Source organism: Neptuniibacter sp. SY11_33, assembly GCF_047778025.1.
Taxonomy (GTDB): domain Bacteria; phylum Pseudomonadota; class Gammaproteobacteria; order Pseudomonadales; family Balneatricaceae; genus Neptuniibacter.
In genome coordinates this window covers 2,305,338-2,320,425 of the sequence record NZ_CP180543.1, presented here as the reverse complement: position 1 = coordinate 2,320,425, position 15,088 = coordinate 2,305,338, and the positions used below count along the sequence as shown (strand labels likewise).

Genomic DNA, 15,088 nt, shown 5'->3' with positions numbered 1-15,088 from the left:
CTTAACGTTGAGGGATAAACAATGAACACAGCAACCTTAAATGAATTGATCCCAGTTGGTGTAAGTGCTTGTTTATTAGGACACAAGGTTAGATATGATGGAGGCCATAAACGCTCCAAATATTGCCTCAATGTCCTAAGTGAATGTTTTGAGTTTAAACCCTTTTGTCCCGAGGTTTCGATTGGGCTGAGTACTCCTCGAGAGCCTATAAGGCTGGTGGGCGATGCTGAATCCCCGCGGGTTTTGGGTACGAAAGATCCCTCTTTGGATGTGACAGAGCCACTTAAGGCTTATGCTGCTGAGGTAAGTGATAACAATCAAAATCTTTGCGGCTATATCCTTATGCAAGGTTCACCAAGCTGTGGGATGGAGCGTGTAAAGGTGTACCACGAAAATGGTATGCCAAATGTGGCTGGAAGTGGTGCTTATGCTGATGAATTTATGAAGCGAAATCCTGCACTGCCTGTGGAAGAAGAGGGACGTTTAAATGACCCTGTACTGCGAGAAAATTTCATCACTCGAGTATTTGTCTATTTCAGCTGGCAAAAAGAGGTCATGTTGGCTCCGTCGTTACATGAAGTGATTCAGTTTCATAGCCGTCACAAATATCAATTAATGGCTCACAGCTATGAAGGTTATAAGGTATTAGGTAAATATCTTGCTACTGAAGCTTCTCAGTTGCCTTTGGAAGAGGTATTAGAGACTTATATTCTAGAGCTAATGACCCATCTAAAAAAACGCGCGAGTCGAAAAACTCACACAAACGCGTTGATGCATATTATGGGTTACCTCAAAAGAGATATTGATACCGAAACTAAGCAAGATCTTCTTGAAGCGATAGAGCAGTATCGAAAGGAAGAGGTTAACTTAGTTGTGCCTCTTGCTCTGCTAAAACATTACCTGAAGCGTTTCGGCAGTGAATACATCCAAACCCAGGCTTACTTAGACCCATATCCTCATGAACTGGGCTTAAGAAATTATATTTGATCGATAATTCAAAAATGATCTATAGTGTAAAGGCGAAAACTATATGAAGCTGGTTTGGTTTCGCAACGATTTAAGGACAGGAGACCATCACGCCCTTTATCATGCTTGTAAACAAAGTAATGGTGAGGGCGTTCTAGCTGTTGCAGCGATCACAACGAAACAGTGGCAACTACAGGACGAATCGAAAGCAAGGATTCAGTTCTACTTAGCCAACCTTGCCAAACTGAGTCATCAGCTTAAAGCTCTGAATATCCCCCTTGTTATTGTTAGAGCACCCACCAATAAAGAGCTCCCTGCTGTTTTACTGAATTTAGCTAAACAGCACGGTGTATCAGAACTATTTTTCAATCGTGAGTATCCCGACTTCGAACAAAAGCGTGATGCTGCGGTTAAGGATAGTTTTGTGACGGAGGGTATTCCAACACAGGCCTTCGACAGCGATCTTATATTTACCCCGGGTTCTATCCTTACCCAGCAAGGGATGCCGTTTAAGGTGTTTACCCCTTATAGTCGAGCCTGGCGCAGAAAGTTCTCGGCAGAGTGGGTAGAGGCTCTGCCAGAACCAAAACCTCAGAAGCAACTTGATATAAAGCCTTCTGAAGTACCTACAGATGTAGGTTACTGTTTGGAGTTAGGCGCTGATTGGCAAGAATCTAGCTGGCCTGCGGGTAGTGAGGCTGCACACAAATGTTTGTATCAATTTATCCATTCAAAATTAGCGCCTTATCCTGACCATCGAGATATTCCTGGTATCACGGGTACATCCTCTTTATCACCGTACTTGGCTCAAGGTGTTATCTCCACACGGCAATGTTTAACGGCTATTCAGACCTATTCTGATGATCCTGATTGGTTAGATAATCAATGGGTGACAGAACTGATTTGGCGAGAGTTTTACCGCCATTTAATTGTGCAGTTTCCCGAGATGAATCGTTGGTTACCCTTTAAACCTGAAATTGAAAGCAAATTAGAGTGGTCGTTCGATCAAAATTTGTTTGAATCTTGGTGCCGGGGTGAAACAGGCTACGCCATTGTTGATGCCGGTATGAAACAATTGAATCAAACGGGTTGGATGCACAATCGAGTACGTATGATAACGGCTTCTTTTCTAACCAAAATCTTGCGTCAAGATTGGCGCCTAGGTGCGCGTTACTTTATGCAGCATCTAATTGATGGGGACTTTGCTTCGAACTTAGGTGGTTGGCAATGGAGCGCTTCAGTAGGTGCTGATGCTGCACCTTATTTTAGAATCTTTAATCCGATGAGGCAGGCTGAACGCTTCGATAAAGAGGGCAAGTATATAGCTCAGTGGTTGCCTGATTTAGAAGGGTATAACGCTATCCAACAACATGATCCGCTAATTACTATTGGGTGCAATAGGCCTCAGCCTATAGTGGATTATGCGCAAGAAAGATGTTTTAGTTTAGACGCTTATAACGCGAAGTAGAGGTCATTCTGAATGGCTTTTTCACCTAGAAGAAATCAAATTAATCCCAATAAATTACTGCTGTCTAAATGGACGGCTACTGAACCTATCAATAAACGAAAGCACTTTATCGTAATTGAATTGCTGCGTGATCCAGATAACGAAGAGGTTACGGGTTGTATGATTGAAGCAGTGATCGATAAATATCAAATGCAGATCGATTGGAAAGATCTGAAAAATGCCGAGGTTTGGCAATTGGGCTGGAAATAGCTTTATTTCCTGATGGGCTTATTAGGTGAGTGGGGAGCAGATAAACATGTCTTCAAACATGAATTATCTGCTTAACCCCATGCTATTAGCCGATGACAGCATTGAGTGTGAAACCGCTGATTACGGCTATTGAGAAGATTACGGCTAAAAACGCAATCATTAGTGGCCAGTAAAATAATCGTCTCAGCAGTATCATTTCAGGCAGGCTGGCACCGCCGCTACCAATCACTAAAGCGATGATTGCACCTAAACTCACCCCTTTAGCGGCAAACGAACCGATCAACGGCAACAGCGCGGTCACTCTTATATAAAGTGGGATACCGATCAATGCCGCCGTTGGGATTGCTGCTGGATTATCCGCATTAGCCACTTCGGCAAAAAAATCATCCGGTATAAATCCATGTACAAAGGCGCCGATTATCATTGCGATAAGCATGTATGGGAACATGGTTCGAAAGAGTGACCATGATTCTGTCCAAGCTTTTCTCCAGATAGTTGGTTCCTGTTGAACTGCTTCATTGCAGCACTTTGTTTTTGGTGAAGGTGAGCAACCTGAGTCACAGCTAGGTTTTGCCTCAAGCATATCGGGTTTGATATGACGTTCGAATCCAAAATACTGCAATAAAACCCCAGCCATAATCGAAGCACTTAAAGCTAGAGCTGCATACCACAGGGTTACTTCAAGTCCCAGCACAGGAATAAACAAGGCTATTACGATTGGGTTCAGAAGGGGTGATGTAAATAAGAACGTCATGGTTGGGCCGAAACCCGCTTTGGCTTTCAATAAACCAATCAGCATAGGTATGGTTGAGCAGCTACAAAAGGGTGTGACCGCACCAAGCCCTGCGGCAGTTAAGTAGCCACGACCATTTCTTCCGCCTAACAATTTCTGAATTTTCTCTGTTGGTAGCTTTTGGTTAATAAGAGCCACACAATAGCTGATCACGATGAAAAGCAGCGTCAATTCCAAGAACAGCTGCAGGAAAATTTCCAAGCTGCTGGTTAGCATTGATAAGAGTTTCGGGTCTGAAGCATATTTCTCTATGTAGCTAAGCATAAATTACATCCTGTTTATTCTATATTTCTAGAATTATGGAAATATAATCTAGCTCTTACTTTGTTTTGTCAATATATTTCCATTATTATGGAAATATATTGTTGATGGGTTAGGTTATGGAAATTGAATTAGCGGCTAAGCGGTTAGCTGAATTAGGTCATACAACTCGGCTAGAAGTCTTTCGTTATCTAGTCCGGGGAGGTAGACAGGGTGTTCCTGTTGGAGATATTCAATCTGAATTAGGTATTCCGGGTTCGACCTTATCTCATCATATTTCTAGATTGGTTGCTGTGGGATTGGTGTTACAGCAAAGAGAGGGCAGAACACTCTACTGTGTTCCTCAATACCAAGAGTTGGATGGACTGATAGATTTTCTGAAAGATGAGTGCTGTATCAACGAGAACAAATAGTTTTTAGGTGTTTATAGCGTCTGCATGGATCGGCATAACCAGACGCTCTAATAGATCTTACCAAATGGCCAATCGGCCTTGTTTTTTAAGTTAAAAACTCTGCGCGAGTACGTGCATTAGATTTGAAGATGCCGCCTAAAGCAGTTGTTTCTGTCTGAGAGTTAACATCCATTACACCGCGAGACTTAACACAGTAATGGGTGGCGTTGATCGATACCGCGACGTTGTCCGTTTCTAATAGGGTTTGAAGTGCAATGAGGATCTGTTTTGTAAGACGTTCTTGCACTTGCGGGCGCTGACTAAAGAAGCGCACAAGGCGGTTAATCTTAGACAGACCGATGATTTTATCTTTAGGGATATAAGCCACTTTGGCTGTACCATCGATGGTAACAAAATGGTGTTCACAAGAGCTAAGCACACTAATGTCCTTAACTTTTACCATCTCTTCTAGGTCCATCTTATTTTCAATCATCGACATATCAGGGAAGTTTTCATAATCCAGCCCAGAAAACACCTCGTAGACGTACATTTTAGCCACACGATGGGGAGTTTCTGTAAGGCTGTCATCTTCTAGGTTTAACCCTAGCGTCCCAACAACTTCAGTCATTAAGCTCTTTATGCGCTCATACTTTTGCTCCTGTGAAAGGCCGTTATCGATTGTTGGTGTTTCTAGGCCTTTTTCGATCAGTTGATCGCGTACAGCAGCTGCTTCAGCAGAGATCATGTTTTATTCCTTACTGATATTAGAGGAGTGCATTATACATGGTTGATCGCTTTTTAGATCAGTTATGATCTGAACTATCGGTTTTTACGTAACTGATCAGTAAATAGATAACCATATTTTATACTGTGATGAATAAAACTGATTGGCCTGATGAACTTAATCTCTTTGAATATTTCCATGGTGAAACAACAGCTTATGGATTATTTGAGGATCGCTTTGGCAACATTCGTAGATTATTTACTGTCGCGATAAAAGGCACTGTGACGGGCGATCAACTGACAATGGAAGAGGATTTCTTTTACGAAGATGGTGAACTAGAAAGCCGTACTTGGGTAATCGATCGTGAACGAAATGGGGTGTATAGCGGAACGGCTGGAGATGTTTTAGGTAGAGCAGAAGGGAAACAAAGTAAGGGACGTTTTACTTGGTGTTATGACATGCTGTTAAACATCGGTGGTCGGAGCCATAAAGTGAAATTTGATGATTGGATGTTTTTAATGCCAAACAATGTCTTACTAAATAGAGCAGTAGTCAAAAAGTTTGGCATTAAGTTAGGTACGGTCTTTATCAGCTTTTCGAAAGATCCGAATATCTAGTGACGCGAAGTTAGTTACTTAGTTTTGAAGTAAGAGATAAGCTCTGCTGACAGTTTGTTTGCACTCTGCCAAGCCCCCTCTAAATCACCACCGAGTAACCAATCACCACAAGCGCCAATATGTGTTGCTTGATCCCAAAGCATGCCATGCTCTGTTTCTGGATGACGAGAATACAACCACCGATGACAGCGTCTGACCGCTATAACTTTTGTTTCAGGTTTTACCGACAGAAAAGCTTGGGTAAGAAGAATTTCTATCTCCTCTTTGGGAAGACTTATATGTTCTTGGCTCCATTCGGGTTTTGACTCAATCGACCAAATTGCATTACCTTTTCCAGTATTCCGTCCAGGTTTAGTGCTTTCTTTGATACATCGATTCAAAATTTGATGCTGTCCTGTAATCAGTTGTTCAGACTGGTCTTGTGAATCTGTTGTTTCAAGGAGCAGAACCCAACTGGCTGAAGGGGGAATGGCTTTAGCGGTATTTGAAAAGCGCGGTACGGCTTCTAATAACGTTGCTGCTTGTTGTGCTGGAGCTGTCACTATAGCGGCATCGAATACACCCAGAGATTCACCTTTTTCATCGCGAAGGCGTACCTTTTTTTCAGAACCATCAAGTTCTGGCCAGATATAGCCCACACGAATCGCAGGATGAAAACTAGCGTCAGCCAGCAAGTGTCTGGTCAAACTACTAAGGCGAGAACTTCCTGTGATTAGATTTGGTGGTTGTTGTTCTACACCGTCGAAACTCTTGTTATTAGGTGACCAAGTTTCTAACACGCCACTTTCAGCCAGCCAAGTAGAAAAATCAGCATTCTGTGTTGAGATAAATGGGGCACCTAGATCCGCACTCATATCATCCAATTTGCAACTTGAAAGCCGACCACCCGTGCCTCTGCTTTTTTCATAAACGCTCACCTCGATGTCATTTGAGGTCAAAACGTCGGCAAGAGTTGTACCTGCAAGGCCTGCACCGATAATCGCAATATGCGGTTTTGTTTCTGTCATAGTTGTTCGCCGGAATCATAGAAAATGAATACCAGAAACGCTTTAAAAGATTATCTTGAGATGTCGAATTGGAGGTGAGATTAAAACGAATGCTTACTAAGCATTCGGAAAATCAAACTAACACCACTCCGGTAACAAAGCGTTTACAGGTTGTAATTAAGCTTTGTTACGGCGCAATGAAAGGATTGGATCAGTTGATCAGAAACAGTGATCAGATCAGATCAGGAAAAGGGAAATCATCGCACATCACGCGAGGGTGCTGTGTTACAGCAATCGCATGCTCTATATTTGAGCCTTCTCGCATTGCATTAATAAGCAAGGTCAGAACGAAAGTAATTGAGTAGTATTCAACGTGCGCTGTTAGGAATGGAAGATTGATATCATCGTGAGCTTGTTTGCTTAGGCGAGCCGCCAATTGAGCTGCTTCGCTATCATCGAAACCTTCATCAAGATTATGAATCAGTTCATAAATTTCGTTTGGAAGCTGTTCATACAGGTAGTTATCAATCTTAAGAATGGTTTTTACAAGCACTGCATGTTCTTTTGCTTCACTTAGAAAAGGCAAACTAACCTTTTCATTTAAGCGTTCTGCTATTGCGATGTTTTCCTGCTGGGTAAGAAGTTTTCTAGCCGATTTTTTGGCAAAAAAGTCTTTAACCAATACTTGGAATTGGTCTTCTGTCATTGAAATGTTTGCCATCGTTATTCCTTACCTGATTGCTAGCTAAAAACCTTAATTGGATTTTAGGTTAGTTTTGAATGTGAGGATAGGGGGAAGCACTGAAAACTCCATCCTAGTCGGTAATTTATCAAGTCTAAAAATTCAGCGTCTACAAATACACAGGATACCGCGTTCTAGGGTGGTGCTTTTATTGAGCAGTTGTTCATGGCCTTTAGAAATCTTAAAAAAACAGCGTTTATATATTTATCCTTTTGATTTACATGGACTTTGACTACCGATACTTGTTTATAAAAAGTGCTTAATAAACTAATGAAACGTATGTTTGGACAATATATGATGGATTAACTAATAAAAATGATAGGGAGATGGCAGGATGTTTTTCTCAGGTAAATTGCACTTAAAGATTGAAAGCTTGCAAGGCGAAATCGATAAGCTTAGAGCGGAAAACAGGCAGTTGATAGAAGAAAATCAGGTGCTAACTAAACGCTGTTACGAGCAGGAAAATATCCAACCTGACCCTAATGCCCATCAAAATGAAATTAGTGAAGCCTGGGTGAAGGGGAGTCGATTGTCAGCTCAGGTCAAAGATGTTCTTTCTGACACCACTTCCTCACTTAGCGCTGACCAACAGCATATCGAAGACAAGATTTCTGTTTTTGATGAGACGCGCCGTTCGGTAGAAGAGATTCTGGAGCGCGTACAAGTGATCCAACAACGTGCACAAGATGGTAATCAACAGGTTAAAGATCTACTCACGGTTTCGGATCAGATCGAAAAGTTTGTTGGAGTTATCCGTGATATCTCTGATCAAACCAATCTATTGGCATTAAACGCCGCAATTGAGGCTGCGCGTGCGGGTGAATCCGGTCGTGGGTTTGCTGTGGTCGCAGATGAAGTGCGTAACCTTGCTCGTAAGGCTAGCGAAGCCAGTAATGAAATTGCCAACCTTGTAGGTCAAATCAGTACTCAAACGGGGACTGCATCGGAAGATATTGCTCAGGTTGATCTGCTTAGTACGGAGGTGGTTTCTTCTGCCTCACAAATTACCTCAGGTGTTCGTGATGCTGTATCGATGTCTGAAATGATGCATTCAACCATTAAGAATACCGTGGCCGATACTTTGATTGAAAAGCTGAAGATGGAGCAAATTAGTTGGAAAAATTCTCTCTATGAAAGAATTGTCTTCGGCAACGTTCATGACTTATCAACTATAGAAGATCATACTGGCAGTGGGTTTGGTCAGTGGTATTACATGGGCCATGGACGTGAACAATACAGTCACCTTTCTAGTTTTGCGGCCTTAGAAGCTCCTCACACTAAGCTGCATAAATCCGGAGTAGAAGCTGCCGCTGCAGTGAGGCGTGGTGCAGTAAAAGATGCGGCGAACCATCTTACATCAATGGAGCAGGCGAGCCTTGAAGTGGCAAATTTGCTTGATCGTTTAAATGCGGAATCTAAAGGCCAGTAACGCTACCTGATTATCCGTTTCTTTGTGCTTGGTGGTTTATGTTCTTTAGAGCCATTTTACAACACGATGAAATTGCGTAAGCTAAACTGATTGTTTAAGTGAAATGGCTTTGGATCTTCTCAGGAGATCTAAGTATTGAGGAAAATGAAATGGGCATAAATCGTCGATCAATAGTCAAAGTGCTTTCACTAGGCGGTGCGATGATAGGGGCTGGTGTTTTGATGCCGCGTGTCGCATTAGCTACATGGAAAGCGGCAGCGTTTGAGGCTCTAGACCAAGATACAGCTATACAAGAGCTTTTAGGTGACGTACCTAAAGAAAGTGCTGATGTGATCCTGAAAACGCCTGATACGGCAGAAAACGGTGCGATTGTTCCGGTAACTGTTCGTTCTAGTATCGCCAATGTTGAATCGATCAGCATTTATGTCAAAGATAATCCATCCCCTCTAGCGGTTGAGTTTAAAATCCCAGAAGGCACTGACGCAGATGTTTCTACTCGGGTTCGAATGGCTCAAAGCTCACGGATCACTGCCGTGGTAAAAGCCGAAGGTAAACTTTATAGCGCAGCGAAAGATGTAACCGTCACTGTCGGCGGTTGCGGTTAAGTTTATCTGAGGAATCGTTAGGAGAGTTATTATGGCAACAGGTATTATTCGAGTTAAAACTAAGGTTTCTTCCGGTAAAACCAAAGTTAAAATGATGGCGAAACATGCCATGGAAAGTGGTTTTCGAAAAGACAGTAAAACCGGTGAATTTATTCCTGCTCTTTACCTCCAAGAGCTTCAGGTGGTTCATGCCAGTAAAGAGGTGTTTGCCGTAAACCTAGGACCGACGGTTTCTAGAAACCCATATTTTGTGTTCACGTTTGCAGGCGGAGCCAAAGGAGAAGAGCTTTCTTTTACTTGGGTAGAAAGTAGCGGTAAAACGGCAACAGAAGTAGTTAAAATAAAATAAAGTTCTTAATAGGCAGAAATGCTTTTGTCGATTTCTGTCTATATAGCTATTCCTTTCTAAAGCTTCCAACTGTCGAACAATGGGTTAAAATAGCGTCTTTCGATCTGCAGGTCAGGAGAGACGCAATGTCCTTTTCTAAAGTTTTTGTTCTTTGCTCGGTACTTTTACTTACCGCGTGTAATTCGGCGGGTGTTAAATCTGAATCCGACGTTGCCAATGCAAACAATGCAGGCCAACCCAATGTTTCTACTTCCGAGCAACCTGCGACAAAGCCTGCAACAAAGGCTATGCAATCTTCAGAGCTTCTACCTGCGAGCCAGTTGGATATCATTGCTAACCGAATGACAGCAGTGCAAGACCACCTATTGCAGCTCAAATCTCAAGCCGGTCAACTTCAGCTACAAAATAAAGAATTGGCGCTTCAACTTCAGGGCTTAGCGAGTGAAGTTCAAGCTATGGCTGTTGAGCCTGATACGACAGGCCAATCTGAGCCCGTATCGCCCGACGCGTTTAATGGTGTGTTGGATCAAATTACCATGATGGCGAATGAGCTCAGTAGCCAAGTGCAGGATGGTGCATTCCGTATTGCATCAGCCTACACCTCAAAAGGGCAGTGGGTGTTAATTCGTTTTCACCGTTTTACGGGTGAAGCCTGGTTAGCCGATAAAGGCCAATGGCATTTACTTGAAGAAAGCGGAAGCACTGGTACAGCAGAATATGAAGTTGTGCTATTACGGGCTGATAATGATGTAAAAGGTTATGTTGCAGCAAGAATTAACCGTATTAGTGGTGATACTTGGTGGTTGAAACAAAATACTTGGCAGCCTTACATTAGTAATTAATAGGTTATAAGTGAAAGAACCGAATGTTGATGGACTGATTACTCTTTTTAATCAGCTCTTTAAAACCTCCCTAAATACGATTCTTGTAAAAGGGGATGATGAACCAATCTACCTGCCTGCAGACCAAGACAATCCGCACCATCGGGTTATTTTTGCTCATGGTTTCTACGCGAGTGCGTTGCATGAAATTGCCCATTGGTGTGTTGCTGGTCCTGAGCGTCGAAAATTAGAAGATTTTGGCTATTGGTATAAACCTGATGGTCGCACGACTGCCGAACAGTCTGAATTTGAAAAAGTAGAAATTCGACCACAAGCGTTTGAGTGGTTAATGTCTAAGGCTGCAGGGCATAAATTTAACTTTAGTGCGGATAATCTTTCTTCTGATATAGGGGCGAGCGATAGTTTTAAAACCAATGTGCTTTCCACTGTTTATGAACTACTTGATGACGGCTTGCCTGAACGTGTAGGTATCTTGGTGGAAGCGTTAAGAAAGCAAAACGGTAGGCCGCCTTTGCGGAAAGAAGAGTTCGCTCTCTGATCTTTTATTTTATCTCTTATTCATTCATAACTAGCGCTGGTTTAATCGTATGACCAGTTGCCTTGCTCTTCTAGCAGGATTTCCTGCGGTTCACGAATCACTTGCAGTAAACCAGATTCATAAACGTTGTAGGTGATATTACCGTTCTGAAAATGGTAACCAAGAAACCGACATGGGGTAATGCCATCAGCACAGGTTTGATGCAGAGTTTTACCTTTTAAGATGATACTGTTTCCAGATCTCTTTGATGTGCCAATATAAGAGATGTCTTCACAACTAACTTCGCCTTCATCGCAATGCTTAGTGATAACTACTTTGTAGTTCTCTGTTTCAAGCATCTCGCCAAATGCAGTATTGGCTAGGAAAAATAGGGCGATCGCAAAAAATCTCATAATATCACTCATCAATTTATCAGCTCCTAAGCAACAGGAGCGACCCTCTGGTAAAACTATTATAAAGATATTTTAGAGGAAGGGCTTAGTTGGTTTTATGAACTAACGCGATGTGAGGGGGTCTATGAAGTTCACATAGAGTATGAGATTAATATGTCGTATCTAATCGAAAAGTTGAAATCTACCTCGAGCAAACAGCACTTAACGCGGCGCCAGTGGCTTAAGTCAACCGCTTTAGCAACTGCAGGAATAGGCGCATTTGGGCTACTGTCTGGCCCATCCATAGCTAAAGAAAATACTCGTGGCATCAGGGGGCGTATGGCGCCTGAATTAAATGTGAATCATTGGATCGATGGCAATGGGAATAAGACTGAACCGTTTTCGGTATCAGAGCATAAAGGTAAATGGATCTATCTGAAATGTTTTCAGGAGTGGTGTCCAGCTTGTCATTCTGTTGGCTTTCCAAATTTGCAGAAGCTGAAAACAGCTTTTCCTGATGACAACAAGATTGTGGCAGCGGTTATCCAAACAACATTTGAAGGTCACTCTACCAATAATGCCGGTGCTTTACGTAAGAATCAGCTGAAATACGGTTTGGAACTGCCTTTTGGTCATGATCCTGGCAATTCTGATCTACCTCGAACCGATCCTAGTCATTTCCCTAATACTATGGTGAGTTATCGTACTGGTGGAACACCCTGGGTTACGTTGATCGATCCGAATGGCGTGGTCGCCTTTGATGGTTTTCATATCGATATCGATCAACTGATCAGTTATTTAAAAGAGAATGCTTAACGTTTTTGGCATCACTGTCTGATTTTAGGAATACTGATGTTGTTAGTATTCCTAAGTGATTTGACTAAATATTAAGCGGTTAATGTTTCGCAGGTTAAGTATTTTTCTAAATCTTCTTCATTTAGAGGTTTGCTGAAATAGTAGCCTTGGTAATGTTTGCAGCCCTGCTTCAACAGTAATTGTTGTTGCTCTAATGTCTCTACGCCTTCTGCTATAACGGAATAGCCTAACTCATGTGTCATGGAGATAATGTTTCCGACAATCACGGCATCGTTAGGATCGGTAGTGATATCGTTGATAAAACTTTTATCAATCTTTAATTCGTCCAGTGGCAGTAATCTCAAATAAGTCAGGGAGGAGTACCCTGTACCAAAATCATCCATAGATATTTTGACACCTAGTTCTTTTAGCGAGTGCATTTTAGTAATGGCTGATTCTGTATCATCGATGATCACACCTTCTGTTATTTCTAGCATCAGTTCCTCGGGCTTGATCTGGAAACGGTGAAGACTGGCTTTAACATCGTTAACGAAATTGGCTTGGTTAAACTGTAGCGGACTGACGTTAACAGCGATATAGCGAATAGGTTTACCTTGGGTATACCATTTCTTCATTTGGCTACAGGCTTGTTCGATCACCCAATGGCCCAAGGGAATGATCAAACCACTTTCCTCGGCGATAGGTATAAATTCGTCAGGTGAAATAAAACCTCTCTTTGGGTGATTCCAGCGGAGCAGGGTTTCAACGCTTTCGCATTCTCCCTCAGAATTTACCTGAGGCTGGTAAACTAAATTTAATTCGTTGTGAGTAATCGCGTAGCGTAATTCTGCTTCGATACGTAAGCGTTCGTCTGCTTTGGTTTGCATATTTTCTTCAAAGAAGCAGTAATGATGCCTACCCTTTGATTTGGCTTGATACATAGCAGTATCTGCTTGTTTTAGAAGTTCTTCAGCGCCAAAGTGGGCTTGGTTAAAAAAGGTGATACCAATACTGGTGGTGATATGAAAGTGGTTTGAGTTCAGTTCGAAAGGCACATCCAACGCTTCAATGATTTTGTTAGCAACGATGCGAGCACGTTCGTAAATTTGATCCTGGTTTAGGCGAGGAAGAGCGACAATTACAACAAATTCATCTCCACCTAAGCGAGCTATAGTGTCCTCTTTTCGAAGGCATTCTGTGAGCCGATTACCTACCTGTATTAGCAATTCATCCCCGATGCTGTGCCCCAGTGAGTCATTGAGGTGTTTGAAATGATCCAAGTCTAAGAACATTACAGCGCCACTGCAGCGCTGTCTCTCGGCACTAGCTAAGCGTTGGTTTAAGCGATCATGGAGCAACCGTCTATTGGGAAGGCCCGTTAAGGGATCAAAAAAAGCTAATTTTTTAATTTGAAATTGGCTTTCTAACAGTTGTTCTGTCTTGCGGTTAAACCAGTGGGTTAAAGCACCCAGCTCGCCTTTATCCGTTGTTTTTATCAATTGTTGTGAACGATGATCGTCCGTTAAGCCTTCTTGTAACTGCTGGGTCAGCTGAAATAGAGGCGATGTTAGATGGTAACGTAGTAAGGCCCATACCAGCACCATAGCAATCAGAACAATAAAAATTGTTGCCATAAGAAGTTGGTTAAAAAGTGTTTTGGCATCTTTTCGTGCGGAGCTGTTAGGCATCACAGTAACAATCTGCCAAGCGGTTTTGGGCATAGTGGTTACAGTGACAAATACTGCCTCGTTTAAAAAGTAATCTCGTTCTATGAGTTCATTGGCTCTTTGTGCAGTTTCCGTTGCAGGTCTGTTTAGTAAAGAGGCAATAATTTGGGCTTCAGGAAGATCGATTTGGTAACTGTCGTTTGCCAGTACTGTAGCCAGGGTATCTGTTTGGATATCGTCGTGAGAACCTAAAGACTTATTTTGAATACGAAGCAGTCTCCCCAAAGGTTCAAAGGTTCTAAACTCTTTAGCAAGTTCTTCCATTGTGATGTAAGGCAGAAGGCCTCCATTTTCGGAAGGGACGGATAAACGTGCAAGTTTGTCATCTGGAAAGGAGAGAAATCTACCATTTCGATCCAGTGCGAAAGCATAGCCCCCAAACTCTTTAGTCGCGTCATGTAACAACTGCTGTAGGCCTTCTAGCTTGAGGTCAACGGTTGTGGCGCCTAAGAATTTATTATTGTCATAGAGAGGTGCTGTGACAGTAACCATAGGCTGAAGTGAGTAGGGATCGGTATAAGATTTTGACCAGTAGCGTTGGTTTGTACCTAAGTGTTGAGCAGGAACATACCACTCTTCATGATGATAGCCGTTGCCTTCAGGCAGATTGTAGTCGTTATAAAAGTTCAGCTTTCCGTTTTGGTCGCGACCCCAAAAGTGGCTGTTTCGTTCGATATTTTTATCAAAGGTATAGGGCTCTGGCCATGTTCCTCCGCCTGCGATGAGGTGTTTGGAGCCTGCTCTATCGAGGAGGGAAAGCATTAGAGAAGCGAAACGTTCATCTTCGGCAGGGATCTCTTTGGCGATATCAGCCATGGAAATAACGATGGATTCTGCAATGGTGGTTCGCTGGTTGAGTTCAGAGACAACTTTGTCTCCCGCCTTACTCAGTTTTAAGTACGCTTGGTTTTCAATTAGGTGATCCCCAATAGCGCTCACCACCGCGATTATGGTTACCATTATTAGAAAAAAGATGGTCAGGAATATTGCGGAAACGCGAAATTGCAGGCTGTGGTACCAATGAATATTGAAATCAGGTGTACTACGCATAGCTCAGCCTCCTGCTGATCTAACTCTTATCCTTAGAATGGCGGTGATCTCAACTATTAGGCCGTTCCAAGTTGCCTTGTGGGCATACAGTCTGATTACAAAGTAGTACAGATATCACGCAGTTGCGAGAGAACGAGAAATTAAATTTGTATGACTAGAAAAGCGGGTATTAGAGGGAGATTGT

The 15,088-nt window shown here is 42.5% G+C and carries 17 protein-coding genes and 1 pseudogene; 12 read left to right on the top strand and 6 right to left on the bottom strand.

Features of this window, described 5'->3' with window-relative positions; all coding sequences use genetic code 11:
• Positions 1-21: 21 nt before the first annotated feature.
• From ACMXYV_RS11025 to ACMXYV_RS11015, 3 genes are read left to right on the top strand one after another with little or no spacing between them, the layout of a single operon-like run.
• A complete protein-coding gene (locus tag ACMXYV_RS11025; RefSeq protein ID WP_415888545.1) occupies positions 22-987 on the top strand; it encodes a YbgA family protein in 966 nt (321 codons plus the stop codon).
• Between the two features lie 43 nt (positions 988-1,030).
• The gene (locus tag ACMXYV_RS11020) at positions 1,031-2,434 is read left to right on the top strand and encodes a cryptochrome/photolyase family protein (protein ID WP_415888544.1); all 1,404 of its coding nucleotides are present in this window, start codon (positions 1,031-1,033) and stop codon (positions 2,432-2,434) included.
• Positions 2,435-2,446: 12 nt separating this feature from the next.
• Positions 2,447-2,683 carry a TIGR02450 family Trp-rich protein gene (locus ACMXYV_RS11015; RefSeq protein ID WP_415888543.1) on the top strand — a complete coding sequence of 79 codons (237 nt, stop codon included), beginning with the start codon at positions 2,447-2,449 and terminating at the stop codon, positions 2,681-2,683.
• Positions 2,684-2,768: 85 nt separating this feature from the next.
• Here ACMXYV_RS11015 and ACMXYV_RS11010 read toward each other — a convergent pair whose 3' ends face one another.
• Positions 2,769-3,653: a permease gene (locus ACMXYV_RS11010; RefSeq protein ID WP_415888542.1), complete on the bottom strand. Its 885-nt coding sequence runs from the start codon at positions 3,651-3,653 to the stop codon at positions 2,769-2,771.
• Between the two features lie 203 nt (positions 3,654-3,856).
• Here ACMXYV_RS11010 and ACMXYV_RS11005 point away from each other — a divergent pair, with 203 nt between their 5' ends.
• A complete protein-coding gene (locus ACMXYV_RS11005; RefSeq protein ID WP_415888541.1) occupies positions 3,857-4,150 on the top strand; it encodes an ArsR/SmtB family transcription factor in 294 nt (97 codons plus the stop codon).
• An 85-nt stretch (positions 4,151-4,235) separates the two neighbouring features.
• On the opposite strand, the gene folE is transcribed toward ACMXYV_RS11005, so the two are convergent.
• Positions 4,236-4,874: a GTP cyclohydrolase I FolE gene (folE, locus tag ACMXYV_RS11000; RefSeq protein ID WP_415888540.1), complete on the bottom strand. Its 639-nt coding sequence runs from the start codon at positions 4,872-4,874 to the stop codon at positions 4,236-4,238.
• A 128-nt stretch (positions 4,875-5,002) separates the two neighbouring features.
• Here folE and ACMXYV_RS10995 point away from each other — a divergent pair, with 128 nt between their 5' ends.
• Positions 5,003-5,470, top strand: coding sequence for a DUF3833 family protein (locus tag ACMXYV_RS10995; protein ID WP_415888539.1), 468 nt, complete (start codon positions 5,003-5,005; stop codon positions 5,468-5,470).
• Positions 5,471-5,484: 14 nt separating this feature from the next.
• Here the strand turns inward: ACMXYV_RS10995 and ACMXYV_RS10990 are convergent, their stop codons facing one another.
• Both ACMXYV_RS10990 and ACMXYV_RS10985 read right to left on the bottom strand, forming a co-directional pair.
• Complete coding sequence (locus ACMXYV_RS10990; protein WP_415888538.1) at positions 5,485-6,477, bottom strand: NAD(P)/FAD-dependent oxidoreductase; 993 nt, start codon at positions 6,475-6,477, stop codon at positions 5,485-5,487.
• A gap of 211 nt (positions 6,478-6,688) precedes the next feature.
• Positions 6,689-7,177: a hypothetical protein gene (locus tag ACMXYV_RS10985; protein ID WP_415888537.1), complete on the bottom strand. Its 489-nt coding sequence runs from the start codon at positions 7,175-7,177 to the stop codon at positions 6,689-6,691.
• A 355-nt stretch (positions 7,178-7,532) separates the two neighbouring features.
• On the opposite strand from ACMXYV_RS10985, the pseudogene ACMXYV_RS10980 reads away from it, so the two are divergent.
• The 6 genes and pseudogenes from ACMXYV_RS10980 to ACMXYV_RS10955 all read left to right on the top strand — a co-directional run.
• Positions 7,533-8,189, top strand: a pseudogene (locus tag ACMXYV_RS10980) (methyl-accepting chemotaxis protein); the annotation flags it as partial.
• 42 nt (positions 8,190-8,231) lie between these two features.
• On the top strand, positions 8,232-8,627 hold the full coding sequence (locus tag ACMXYV_RS10975; RefSeq protein ID WP_415891439.1) for a CZB domain-containing protein: 396 nt from the start codon (positions 8,232-8,234) through the stop codon (positions 8,625-8,627).
• A gap of 149 nt (positions 8,628-8,776) precedes the next feature.
• Positions 8,777-9,232, top strand: a complete 456-nt coding sequence (soxY, locus tag ACMXYV_RS10970) for a thiosulfate oxidation carrier protein SoxY (RefSeq protein WP_415888536.1) — start codon at positions 8,777-8,779, stop codon at positions 9,230-9,232.
• A gap of 31 nt (positions 9,233-9,263) precedes the next feature.
• Positions 9,264-9,581: a thiosulfate oxidation carrier complex protein SoxZ gene (soxZ, locus tag ACMXYV_RS10965; protein WP_415888535.1), complete on the top strand. Its 318-nt coding sequence runs from the start codon at positions 9,264-9,266 to the stop codon at positions 9,579-9,581.
• Between the two features lie 125 nt (positions 9,582-9,706).
• Positions 9,707-10,423, top strand: a complete 717-nt coding sequence (locus ACMXYV_RS10960) for a hypothetical protein (protein ID WP_415888534.1) — start codon at positions 9,707-9,709, stop codon at positions 10,421-10,423.
• Positions 10,424-10,433: 10 nt separating this feature from the next.
• Positions 10,434-10,961, top strand: a complete 528-nt coding sequence (locus tag ACMXYV_RS10955) for an elongation factor P hydroxylase (RefSeq protein WP_415888533.1) — start codon at positions 10,434-10,436, stop codon at positions 10,959-10,961.
• Positions 10,962-11,002: 41 nt separating this feature from the next.
• On the opposite strand, the gene ACMXYV_RS10950 is transcribed toward ACMXYV_RS10955, so the two are convergent.
• Positions 11,003-11,365, bottom strand: coding sequence for a hypothetical protein (locus ACMXYV_RS10950; protein WP_415888532.1), 363 nt, complete (start codon positions 11,363-11,365; stop codon positions 11,003-11,005).
• Positions 11,366-11,506: 141 nt separating this feature from the next.
• Between ACMXYV_RS10950 and ACMXYV_RS10945 the strand changes: the two genes are divergently transcribed.
• Positions 11,507-12,148 carry a peroxiredoxin family protein gene (locus tag ACMXYV_RS10945; RefSeq protein ID WP_415888531.1) on the top strand — a complete coding sequence of 214 codons (642 nt, stop codon included), beginning with the start codon at positions 11,507-11,509 and terminating at the stop codon, positions 12,146-12,148.
• Between the two features lie 71 nt (positions 12,149-12,219).
• Here ACMXYV_RS10945 and ACMXYV_RS10940 read toward each other — a convergent pair whose 3' ends face one another.
• Positions 12,220-14,904, bottom strand: coding sequence for an EAL domain-containing protein (locus ACMXYV_RS10940; protein ID WP_415888530.1), 2,685 nt, complete (start codon positions 14,902-14,904; stop codon positions 12,220-12,222).
• Between the last annotated feature and the right edge of the window lie 184 nt (positions 14,905-15,088).